The organism is Cellulosimicrobium cellulans (assembly GCF_042723955.1).
GTDB lineage: Bacteria > Actinomycetota > Actinomycetes > Actinomycetales > Cellulomonadaceae > Cellulosimicrobium > Cellulosimicrobium cellulans_H.
The window spans coordinates 1-10,808 of sequence record NZ_JBHXIC010000115.1 but is presented as its reverse complement, the minus strand read 5'-3'; the positions used below and the strand labels follow the sequence as shown (position 1 = coordinate 10,808).

General features: G+C 76.0%; 12 protein-coding genes. 1 reads left to right on the top strand and 11 read right to left on the bottom strand.

Going from position 1 to position 10,808, the window contains the following annotated elements:
* Window positions 1-10: 10 nt before the first annotated feature.
* Entirely contained in the window at window positions 11-994 is a 984-nt protein-coding gene (gene rpsB / locus ACFWH7_RS19490) for a 30S ribosomal protein S2 (RefSeq protein ID WP_047232656.1), read from the bottom strand.
* 433 nt (window positions 995-1,427) lie between these two features.
* Between rpsB and ACFWH7_RS19485 the strand changes: the two genes are divergently transcribed.
* On the top strand, window positions 1,428-2,003 hold the full coding sequence (locus ACFWH7_RS19485; protein ID WP_378219062.1) for a M23 family metallopeptidase: 576 nt from the start codon (window positions 1,428-1,430) through the stop codon (window positions 2,001-2,003).
* Between the two features lie 22 nt (window positions 2,004-2,025).
* Here the strand turns inward: ACFWH7_RS19485 and ACFWH7_RS19480 are convergent, their stop codons facing one another.
* From ACFWH7_RS19480 to rimM, 10 genes are all read right to left on the bottom strand, one after another.
* On the bottom strand, window positions 2,026-2,997 hold the full coding sequence (locus ACFWH7_RS19480; RefSeq protein WP_378219060.1) for a tyrosine recombinase XerC: 972 nt from the start codon (window positions 2,995-2,997) through the stop codon (window positions 2,026-2,028).
* Between the two features lie 94 nt (window positions 2,998-3,091).
* Complete coding sequence (gene dprA / locus ACFWH7_RS19475; protein WP_378219057.1) at window positions 3,092-4,432, bottom strand: DNA-processing protein DprA; 1,341 nt, start codon at window positions 4,430-4,432, stop codon at window positions 3,092-3,094.
* Complete coding sequence (locus ACFWH7_RS19470) at window positions 4,425-5,963, bottom strand: YifB family Mg chelatase-like AAA ATPase (RefSeq protein ID WP_378219055.1); 1,539 nt, start codon at window positions 5,961-5,963, stop codon at window positions 4,425-4,427. The genes dprA and ACFWH7_RS19470 overlap by 8 nt, the downstream gene beginning before the upstream one ends.
* Window positions 5,963-6,322, bottom strand: a complete 360-nt coding sequence (locus ACFWH7_RS19465) for a YraN family protein (protein WP_047232652.1) — start codon at window positions 6,320-6,322, stop codon at window positions 5,963-5,965. The genes ACFWH7_RS19470 and ACFWH7_RS19465 overlap by 1 nt, the downstream gene beginning before the upstream one ends.
* A gap of 114 nt (window positions 6,323-6,436) precedes the next feature.
* Window positions 6,437-6,736 (bottom strand): DUF2469 domain-containing protein, encoded by a 300-nt coding sequence (locus tag ACFWH7_RS19460; RefSeq protein WP_024840525.1) that lies wholly within the window; start codon window positions 6,734-6,736, stop codon window positions 6,437-6,439.
* A gap of 37 nt (window positions 6,737-6,773) precedes the next feature.
* A complete protein-coding gene (locus tag ACFWH7_RS19455; protein WP_141390355.1) occupies window positions 6,774-7,508 on the bottom strand; it encodes a ribonuclease HII in 735 nt (244 codons plus the stop codon).
* A gap of 128 nt (window positions 7,509-7,636) precedes the next feature.
* Entirely contained in the window at window positions 7,637-8,440 is an 804-nt protein-coding gene (gene lepB / locus ACFWH7_RS19450) for a signal peptidase I (RefSeq protein ID WP_378219053.1), read from the bottom strand.
* Window positions 8,441-8,580: 140 nt separating this feature from the next.
* Window positions 8,581-8,940: a 50S ribosomal protein L19 gene (gene rplS / locus ACFWH7_RS19445; protein ID WP_047232651.1), complete on the bottom strand. Its 360-nt coding sequence runs from the start codon at window positions 8,938-8,940 to the stop codon at window positions 8,581-8,583.
* Window positions 8,941-9,215: 275 nt separating this feature from the next.
* Entirely contained in the window at window positions 9,216-10,043 is an 828-nt protein-coding gene (gene trmD / locus ACFWH7_RS19440) for a tRNA (guanosine(37)-N1)-methyltransferase TrmD (RefSeq protein ID WP_378219050.1), read from the bottom strand.
* Window positions 10,044-10,045: 2 nt separating this feature from the next.
* Window positions 10,046-10,639: a ribosome maturation factor RimM gene (rimM, locus tag ACFWH7_RS19435; protein ID WP_378219048.1), complete on the bottom strand. Its 594-nt coding sequence runs from the start codon at window positions 10,637-10,639 to the stop codon at window positions 10,046-10,048.
* Window positions 10,640-10,808: the final 169 nt, after the last annotated feature.

Genomic DNA, 10,808 nt, shown 5'->3' with positions numbered 1-10,808 from the left:
CCCCGGGACGTCACTTGGTCTCGTCGGCCTCGGCGTCGGCGACCACGGCCTCGGCGTCGGCGACGACGGCAGCCTCGGCGGCGGCCTCCTCGACGACCTCGGCGGTGGCGTCGCCCGGCTCCTCGGCGGCGACCTCGGCAGCAGCCTCGGCGACGCCCTCGGCCGCAGCGGCCTCGACGTTCGCCTCGGCGGCGGTCTCGTCGGCCTCGAGCTGCTTCTCGGCACCGGCGAGGAGCTCACGCTCCCACTCGGCGAGCGGCTCGGCCTCGGCGCCCGCCTCGGCCTCGGCGCCCGAGCGGCCGGAGTGACGCTGGAGCAGACCCTCGGCGGCGGCGTCCGCGATCACGCGGGTGAGCAGCGTGACGGAGCGGATGGCGTCGTCGTTGCCCGGGATCTTGTAGTCCACGACGTCGGGGTCGCAGTTGGTGTCGAGGATCGCGACGATCGGGATGTTGAGCTTGCGCGCCTCGTCGACCGCGAGGTGCTCCTTGTTCGTGTCGACGATCCACACGGCGGAGGGGACCTTCGCCATGTCGCGGATGCCGCCGAGCGTGCGGGCGAGCTTGTCCTTCTCGCGACGCAGGACGAGGAGCTCCTTCTTGGTCAGGCCGGAGCCCGCGACGTCGTCGAAGTCGATCTCCTCGAGCTCCTTGAGGCGCTGGAGACGCTTGTGCACCGTGGTGAAGTTGGTGAGCATGCCGCCGAGCCAGCGGTGGTTCACGTAGGGCATGCCGACACGCGCGGCCTGCTCGGCCACGGGCTCCTGGGCCTGCTTCTTGGTGCCGACGAACAGGATGGAGCCGCCGTGCGCGACGGTCTCCTTGACGAACTCGTACGCGCGGTCGATGTACGACAGCGACTGCTGGAGGTCGACGATGTAGATGCCGTTGCGCTCGGTGAAGATGAAGCGCTTCATCTTCGGGTTCCAACGGCGGGTCTGGTGCCCGAAGTGGACACCGCTCTCGAGGAGCTGGCGCATGGTCACGACGGCCATGACACGTCCTTTCGCCGTGCGGCCCGGGATCCACCCGGTGCGCGCACGCTTCTGGCGGCCCCTCCCGTGGGACGGACCGCGGTGCGGTTGTCGGTGACGACCCTGGTGGTCGCACCCCTGGCGCCACCCGTGCCGACGCCTGCGACGCACCGTTCGAGCAGGTGCGGGCAGGACCGACGCCGGACGCGGCCCCGCCCGGACCGGCAGAGCCGGGAGGATGGGCGGGGACGTGACGCGCGAAGTCGACCGGCTCCGTCCTCGGCCAAGGTGATCACCTCGGGCCGGGCACGGCGAACGCGCCGGTCGCAGCGGCAAGTCTACCCGACGGCAGCGCCGACCACAGCCGCCGGTCCGGGGCACCGCCGGGGGCCCGTCGTCCACAGGCCGCAGCGCCCGGCCGCCCGATGCGGGCCCCGTCGGGCACCCTGGCGCGATGGCTCTCGACGGTACCCCTGCGACGAACCGACCACGTGCGGTCGCCCTCGCGATGTCCGCGCTCCTGCTCGTCCTCGCCCCGGCGGCGACCGCCGCGCCGGGCGGGGGTCCCGCGGCCGCCTCAGTCGCGTCCCCCGGCTGGGCGCCACCGCTCGACCGCGCGCTCGAGACGCTCGGCGTGCTCGCGCCGTTCGACCCGCCGGTGCAGGATTGGCTGCCCGGTCACCGCGGCGTCGACCTCGCCGCCACCGCCGGGGAGCCCGTCCTGGCACCGGCCGCCGGGGTCGTCACGTTCGCCGGGCCCGTCGCGGGCCGCGACGTGGTCGTCGTCATGCACGACGACGGACTGCGCACGTCGCTCGAGCCGGTCACCGGCACGGCACCTCGGGGGACGCGCGTCGCCGCGGGGGACGTCGTCGGGACCGTGCAGGGCTCCGACGGCGCGGCCGTCGCGAGCCACTGCGCGGGCGCCTGCGTGCACTGGGGCGTCCGGCGGGGCGAGCGTTACGTCGACCCGCTCGCGCTGCTCGGCGAGCAGCCCCCGATCGTGCTGCTCCCGCTCGGGGAGCCGTGACCGGACGACGGCGGCCCGGGGGTCAGGCGCGCGGGAAGGCCTGCTCGAACGAGCTGCGCAGCCGCTCGGCCGTCACGTGGGTGTAGCGCTGCGTCGTCGCGAGCGACGAGTGCCCGAGGATCTCCTGCACGCTGCGCAGGTCCGACCCGCCGGCGAGGAGGTGCGTCGCGGCGCTGTGCCGCAGGTCGTGCGGGGCGACGTCGTCGACCCCGGCAGTGAGCGCGAGGCGGTGCACGACGTCGCGCACCTGCCGCTGCCCCCACCGACCACCCCGGTCCCCGACGAGGAGTGCCGCGCCCGACCGCTCCGTGACGAGCGCCGGACGGCCCGTGTCCAGCCAGCGGGTCACGGCCCGAGCCGCCGGTACGCCGAACGGCACGACGCGCTCCTTGTCCCCCTTGCCGAGCACCCGGACGACCCGCTGCGACAGGTCCACGTCGTCCACGTCGATCCCCGCGAGCTCGCCCACCCGGATCCCGGCCCCGTACAGCAGCTCGGCGGCCGCCCACTCGCGCAACCGGGCCGGCTCGCCCTCGGCCGCCGCCTCCCGGGCGGCGTCGAGCATCCGTCCCGCGGCGTCGGCCGTGAGCACGGTCGGCAGGGTGCGCGGGACGCGCGGGCTCGCGAGCCGTGCGGCGGGGTCCGCCGTGACGCGACCGGTCCGGCGCGCCCAGTCGAAGAACGCCCGCGCGGCGGCGCCGCGCCGTGCGAGCGTCGCGCGGGCCAGCCCGCGCTCGGACTGCTCGGTCAGCCACGCGCGCAGGGCGGCGAGGTCGACGTCCTGCGGCGACGTCGCGCCGTGCCGGGCGGCGTGGCCCAGCAGCGCCTCGACGTCGCCCGTGTACGCGCGCACCGTGTGCGCGGACGAGCCCTGTGCGACCTCGAGATGGGTCCCGAAGTCCGCGAGCGCCGCGTCGAGCGCCGGCGGCAGGGCGTCGGCCCGGCCCTCGTCCGGTGCGTCGTCGGCTGCGTCAGGACGGGTCGAGCGGGTCATTCCTTCAGTCTCGCGCGCGGAACCGCAGGACCGCCGGAGGCGCTCCGGCGGTCCCCTCCGCCCGCCGCCGCCGTGACGCGCCCGACCGGCCTCCTCACCCCGCGCGCACGCGCCGCCATCCACCGGGCGTCCGCTCGGCCAGGCCGCGGATCTCGAGCCGCCCGAGGGCACCGACGGCCTCCGAGACGGCGAGCCCGGCCGACCGGGCGACCGCGTCCGTCGGTGCGCCCGAGCGCAGCGGCAGGGCGTCCCACGTCCGGGTCTCGACGGCGTCGAGCCCGTCGTACGCGGCGTCGCGGGGCGCTCTGCGTGTCCCCGCGGCCGGGGCCGCCGGCGCCGCGTCCCGCGCCAGCGCGCCGGCCAGCTCCGCGACCTCGTCGGCGTCGGTGACGCACACGGCGGCACCGTCGCGCAGGAGCCGGTGGCAGCCGGTCGACGCCATGGAGGTCACGGGTCCGGGGACGGCGCCGACCGGTCGGGAGAGCTCGGCGGCGCGCACCGCCGTGCTCAGCGACCCGGAGCGCCAGGCCGCCTCCACGACCACGGTCGCACCGGCGAACGCCGCGATGAGCCGGTTGCGCAGGAGGAAGCGGACCCGGCTGGGCACGGAGCCCGGCGGGACCTCCGACACCACGGCGCCGCCGGTGCCCACGACGGCCCGGAGGAGCTCGGTGTTGCCGACCGGGTAGAGCCGGTCCACCCCGCCCGCGAGGAACGCGACCGTCGGGGCGGACGACACCAGCGCGGCGCGGTGCGCCGCGGCGTCGATGCCGTACGCCCCTCCGGAGACGACCGTGAACCCGCGCGCCGCGAGTCCCGAGGCGATCTCCCCCGTCACGTGGCGCCCGTAGTCCGTGCAGGCGCGCGCCCCCACCACCGCGACGGACCGCGCGGCGAGCTCCGCCAGGCGGTCCGACCCGCGGACCCACAGCGCGAGCGGACGGACCGCCCCGAGGTCGTCGAGGGCCGTCGGCCATCCCGGGTCGTCCGGGACCACGAGGGAGCCGTCGAGGCGGTCCAGCACGCGGAGCTCGCGGCGCGGGTCGAGGCCGTCGAGCCGCGGCGCCCAGCGCGCGACGGCGCGCAGGAGCCGCGCGACGGGGCCGGCCCGTGCGTCGCGGACGGGGGCGCGCGGGTCGTCGGTCGGCACCGCAGCACCGATCCCGGTCACCCCGAGCAGCCCGTCCAGCCCCTCTCGGTCGCCGCCGGCGCCGTCCGCGAGCCCGACGAGCTCCCGTCGGGCCCGGGCCGGGTCGTTCACCGCCTCGACGAGCCAGGCGAGCGCTGCCGAGGCCCCGAGCTGCTCGACGAGCGCGACCGCGACCTCGTCCCCCGGCTCCGCCAGGCGTGACCACGCAGCCCGGGCGAGCCGGTCGTCGGTGATGTCGAACGTCGGGCGCACGGGTGTCGTCGGACCCGCGCGGCGCTCAGCCACGGTAGCCCCGCGTCCTAAGCGCGAGCCCGGCCCCGACGTCGGCGCGCGTGGGCGCGGCGTGCCCGGCGAGGTCGGCGACGGTCCAGGCCAGACGCAGCACGCGGTCGGCTCCGCGCAGGCTCAGGGTGCCACGGTCGAGCGCGGTGTCGACGTCCGTCAGGAGGCCCGGGTCGGGACCGAGCCGGTCGCGCAGCCAGGTGCCGGGTACCTCGGCGTTCGCCCGCCACGGGGTGCCGGCGAGTCGGGTGGCCGCCGTCTCCCGGGCGGCGGCGACGCGCCGCGCGACCGCGGCGCTCGGCTCCGGCCGCGCGGCGGCCGCCCGCTCGACCCGGGTGACGGGCCGGACCTCGACCTGGACGTCGACCCGGTCGAGGAGCGGACCGGAGAGTCGGCCGAAGTAGCGGCGCTGCGCGACGGGCGAGCACGTGCACTCGAGCCCCTTGCCGACGCCCTTGCCGCACGGGCACGGGTTCGCCGCGAGGACGAGCTGGAAGCGCGCGGGGTACCGCGCCGTCCCGCCGGCCCGGTGGATCACGAGCTCGCCGTGCTCGAGCGGCTGGCGCAGGGTCTGGAGCACGCGGGCCCCGAACTCCGGCGCCTCGTCCAGGAAGAGGACCCCACGATGGGCGCGTGACGCGGCGCCGGGCCGGGGCAGGCCGCTACCGCCCCCGACGATCGCCGCCGGGGTGGCCGTGTGGTGCGGGTCCTCGTACGGCGGACGGCGCACGAGCCCGGTCCCGGGATCGAACACACCGGCCACCGAGTGGACGGCCGTCACCTCGACGGCCTCGCCCTCCGTGAGGTCGGGCAGGATCCCGGGCAGCCGCGACGCGAGCATCGTCTTGCCCGCGCCCGGCGCCCCGACGAGCAGCAGGTGGTGCCCTCCCGCGGCCGCGACCTCGAGCGCGTGCCGCGCCTCGTCCTGACCCACGACGTCCGCGAGGTCCCCGGGCTGCGGGCGCACCGCGGCAGGCCGCGGCACCACGACCGGGGACGCGGCGCCGCCCGGGTCGTCGAGCGACGCCCCGTGGAGCCGGGCGACGTCCGCGAGGGTCGTCGCCCCCACGACGCGCGCACCGGGGACCAGCCGGGCCTCCTCGACGTCGGCCGCAGGCACGACGACCTCCTGGAACCCGGCCGCGACGGCCGCCGCCACCGCGGGCAGGACGCCGCGCACGGGCTGGAGGCGGCCGTCGAGGCCCAGCTCGCCGAGGTGCACCACGTCCTCCACGGCGCGCACCGGGACGACCTGCGCGCCGGCGAGCAACGCGACCGCGATCGCGAGGTCGAATCCCGTGCCGGACTTGGGGAGCGCGGCGGGCGAGAGGTTGATCGTGACCTTGCGCTGCGGCCACGGGATGCCGGACGACGTGACGGCCGCGCGCACGCGGTCCCTCGACTCGCTGAGCGCCGCGTCCGGGAGCCCGACGAGAACGAACCCGGGCACCGAGGCCGCGAGGTGCGCCTGCACCTCGACGACATGGCCCGAGAGCCCGACGAGCGCGACGGCCCGGGTCGTGCCGAGGCCCATCAGGCACTCACCCCGACGAGGTGCTCCACCTGCGCGGCACCCGCGCGCGCGACGAGCACGGCGACGACGTCGATGCGGACCGAGCGCGCGCGCACGTCGTGGGTCGCGAGCCACTCCCCCGTGAGCCGACGCAGGCGACCGAGCTTCGCGGGCGTCACGGCCTGGGCGGGGTGCCCGAAGCCGGTGCCACGACGCGTCTTCACCTCGACGGCGACCAGCACGTCCCCGTCGAGCGCGACGACGTCGAGCTCGCCGCGCGTCCCGCGCCAGTTGCGGTCGAGCAGGGTCCAGCCCGCCTCGACCAGGTGGGCCGCGGCCACCCTCTCCCCGTACCGCCCGACGGCGTCCTTCGCTCCCATGGGCTCACCTCCGTCGCCCACCGTGGGCGACGGGAAGGATGCGGCGCCAGAGACCGACGACCGCCTGTGGACGGGACCGTCAGGAAGCCGCCCTGTGGACGGCCAGGACCGTGGTCAGAGCTGGAGCTCAGCCTTTGCGAGCTCCTCGACGTTGACGTCCTTGAAGGTCACGACGCGCACCGACTTCACGAAGCGTGCCGACCGGTACACGTCCCACACCCACGCGTCGGCGAGCCGCAGCTCGAAGTACACCTCGCCCGCGGCGGAACGCACCTGGAGGTCCACCTGGTTCGCCAGGTAGAAGCGACGTTCGGTCTCCACCACGTACGAGAACAGGCCCACCACGTCGCGGTACTCGCGGTACAGCGCGAGCTCCATCTCGGTCTCGTAGTTCTCGAGGTCTTCGGCGCTCACGCCTCCATCATGGACCATCGAGCGCTCGGCGCCCGCCTCAGCTCGTGGGCAGGGCGGCGTCCGGGTCGAGCTCGAGGACGTCCACCGGCTCCCCGTACGCGGGCGTGTCGAGACCCTCGTCCCCCCGCTCGGGCAGGCGCCAGGACCGGCGGTGCTGCGGCGTCGGGCCGTGCTCGCGCAGGGCCTCGACGTGCGCCGCCGCGCCGTAGCCCTTGTTCTGGTCCCAACCGAAGGCGGGGTACTGCCGCGCGAGGCTGGTCATGAGACCGTCGCGCTCCGTCTTCGCGAGGACGCTCGCCGCGGCGACCGAGGCGCACTGGAGGTCGGCCTTGACCAGCGTGCGCACCCGCGGGTCGACGAGCCGCTCGTCGTCGTGCGGGTCGAGGTCGAACGCCTCGAAGAGGTCCACCGCCGAGGGGCGGCTGAGCCAGTCGTGCTTGCCGTCCAGGAGGACGGCGTCGACGTCGCCGACCGTGCGGCGCACCTGGGCGAGCGCCCGGCGGCCCGCGAGGCGCAGCGCACCGACGATGCCGTGCGCGTCGATCTCGGCGGGACCGGCGTGGCCGACGGCCCAGGCGACGGACCATGCGCGCGCGAGCGGCACGAGGGCCTCCCGCGCGGCCGCGGTGAGCAGCTTGGAGTCGGTGAGGCCGGGCGGGCAGGGCTTCGTCGCGAGGTCGACGACCACGACGCCCACCGAGACCGGTCCGGCGAGCGCTCCGCGACCGACCTCGTCCATGCCGGCGACGAGCCGGGCGCCGTCGCGCAGCATCGCGCGCTCCTGCCGGAGGTCCGGGCGGCGCCGCGCAGGGGCACGACGCACGCGCGCCGGGGCGGCGGGGGGCGCGACCGGCGCCGAGGCCGGCACCGGGCCGGCGGGAGGAGCGACCGCGTCCAGCGTCACGGCTCCACCTCGGGCACGTCGGCGAACACGTCGCCGGGGTTGCGCAGCAGGCCCAGGTGGGACAGCGGCCAGACCTTGACGAACGCCGTCCCCACGACGTTGCCCATCGGCACGAACCCGCCCCCGGGCTTGCCCGTGTTGTAGCGCGAGTCCGCCGAGTTCTGCCGGTTGTCACCCATGACGAACAGCATGTCCTCCGGCACCGTCCGGTCGAACGGGTCCTGGCTGGGGATCGAGCCGGGCTTGATGTACGTCTCGTCGATCGACACCCCGTTGACGCTCACCCGACCCTCCGCGTCGCAGCACACCACGTGATCACCCGGCGTGCCGATCACCCGCTTGATCAGGTGCTCACCGGTGTCCTGCGGCAGCAGACCGATGAAGGTCAGCGCCGCGCGCACCGCCTCCGAGACCGGGCTCTCCTCCTGCGGCACCGGCGGCGGCAACCACCCGCCCGGGTCCTTGAACACCACGACGTCACCCCGGTGCACGTCGAACGCGCCCGGCACGAGCCGGGACACCATCACCCGGTCGCCCTCGACCAGCGTGTCCTCCATCGACGCGCTCGGGATGAAGAACGCCTGCACCAGGAACGTCTTGATGAGCAGCGAGAGCACCAGCGCGCTGACCACGATGATCGCCGTCTCGCGCAGCAGCGACGACTTCCGCGCCGGGCGCTCCGTCCGGGACGTGGCGAGGTGCTGCCCGTGCGGGGGCTCCCCGTCGTCCCGAGGGCCGAGCGCCTCACGCTCGGTGCCGGCGTCGGGATGCGGGCCGCGGGGCGGGGCGCTGTCGGTCACGCGTTCACAATGCCACCTCCTGCCGACTTCCGAGAAACGGACCGGCCGTCGGACCGTGCGCCCGGGGACGACGACGGCGGCCGCCCCGAGGGGACGGCCGCCGTCGTTCGAGCGGAGCGGCAGTGCCTGCCGACAGCCGATCAGCGAGCGGGCGCGGTGTCGCGCTTCTCCTTGATCTTCGCCTTCTTGCCGCGCAGCGCGCGGAGGTAGTACAGCTTGGCGCGACGCACGTCACCGCGCGTCACGACCTCGACCGAGTCGATGGACGGCGAGTGCACGGGGAACGTGCGCTCGACACCCACGCCGAAGCTGATCTTGCGGACCGTGAACGTCTCGCGGACGCCGCTGCCCTGACGAGCGATGACGACGCCCTGGAACGCCTGGACGCGGGAGCGGTTGCCCTCGACGACCTTGACGTTGACCTTGAGCGTGTCGCCGGGGCGGAACTCCGGGACGTCGCTGCGCAGCGATGCTGCGTCGACGCTGTCCAGCGTGTGCATGGTGCTTCTCCTCGTCCGCCACAGGTCGGACGCGTGCTCGTGGCCCGGGCACGCCGGGCCGTCGTCGTCTGTCGGTGGGGTGTGCCGTGCTGCGCGCGGACGGTCGACCACCTCGCAGTCGTCGACCCGTCGTGCCAGTCCGCCCGAGGATCCGGGCGCGGGCTCCCCTGTGGCAGAGGTTCCGGGGCGGCACACACCGGTCGACCATTCTGCCACATGCCGGTGCCCGGCCGCAGCCCGGACCCGGCGCCCGACCCCGGGCGCGCCGCGGAGGGTCAGGAGACGTCGTGCCCGGCGCGGTCGAGGCGGCCGTCGACGACGGACCACCCGGCCTCGGCGAGGACCTCCAGGTCGTGCCGGTCGAGCGTGTCGACGTCGAGCGCGCGGACCATGTCCGGCCGCCGCGCGGCGGTCCGGCGCAGGGCCTGGTCGCGGCGCCAGCGGTGGATGCGCGCGTGGTGGCCCGAGAGCAGCACGTCGGGCACCTCGAGGTCGTCCCACGCCGGCGGCTTCGTGTACACGGGGTACTCGAGCAGGCCCGCGGCACCGTGCGACTCCTCGACGAGCGACTCGGGATTGCCCACGACGCCCGGCAGCAGCCTCCCGACCGCCTCGACCATGACGAGCGCGGCGACCTCTCCCCCGTTGAGGACGTAGTCCCCGATCGACAGCTCGCTGACCCGCATCCCGGCCGACCGGTAGTGCTCGGCGACGCGCGCGTCGATCCCCTCGTAGCGCCCGCAGGCGACGACGAGGTGCTCCTCGGTCGCGAGCGCCTCCGCCGTGCGCTGCGTGAAGGTCTCGCCCGACGGCGTCGGCACGACCAGGTGCACGGCGCCGGCCCTGGCCCCGTCCCCGTCCGGCGTCCCGGCCGAGAGGCCTGCCACGTCGTCGATCGCGCGGCCCCACACGTCGGGGCGCATGACCATGCCCGCCCCGCCGCCGAACGGCGTGTCGTCCACGGTGCGGTGCCGGTCCGTCGTCCAGTCCCGCAGGTCGTGGACGCGCAGGTCGAGGATCCCCGCGGTGCGCGCCTTGCCCACGAGCGACAGGTCCAGCGCGGCGAGGTAGTCGGGGAAGATCGTGACGACGTCGATGCGCACGGTCAGGCCTCGCCGTCGCGCGGGTCGTCCGGCTCGCTCGCGGCGGAGCCCGACGTGTCGCCGCCGTCCGGGGTCGCGACCTCGAGCCGGTCCGCGTCCGACGCGAGCAGTCCGCCCGGCGGGTCGAGCACGACCCGGCCGCCGGCCACGTCGACGAGCGGGACGATCTGCCGGACGAACGGGACGAGCGTGCGGGCGCCCCCGGTCTCGCGCAGGACGAGGACGTCGTGCGCGGGCAGGTGCTCGAGGCCGTCGATGCGTCCGAGCGGCCGACCGTCCGGGTCCTCCGCGCGCAGCCCGACGAGCTCGTGCGGGTACCACGCGTCCTCCTCGTCGGACGCGTCGACCTCGACCACGAGCTCGACGCCGCGCAGGGCCTCCGCGGCGGTGCGGTCGCGGACGCCCTCGAAGCCGACGAGCCACCGCCCCTGGTGCACCCGCACGGTCCCGACCGTGAGCGGTCCCGCCGTCGCGGGCCGCGTCTCCAGGCGCTCGCCCACGGCGAGGCGCTCCTCGGGATCGTCGGTGCGCAGGTCGAGCGCGACCTCGCCACGCAGTCCGTGCGCCTTGCCGACGCGCGCGACGGTCAGCTCCATGGTCGTCACTCCTCCGGTGGTCCTGGTCGGGTGGTGCCGGGTCGACACCTGGTCGGGCGGCGGGAACAGGAAGGCCCCGCGCCCCCGGCGGCGGGGCCGGGCGGGGCCCCGGGGGCGCCCGCGGGCCCCTGGGGGGGGGGGCGCGGGGGGCGGGGGGGGGGCGCGCGCC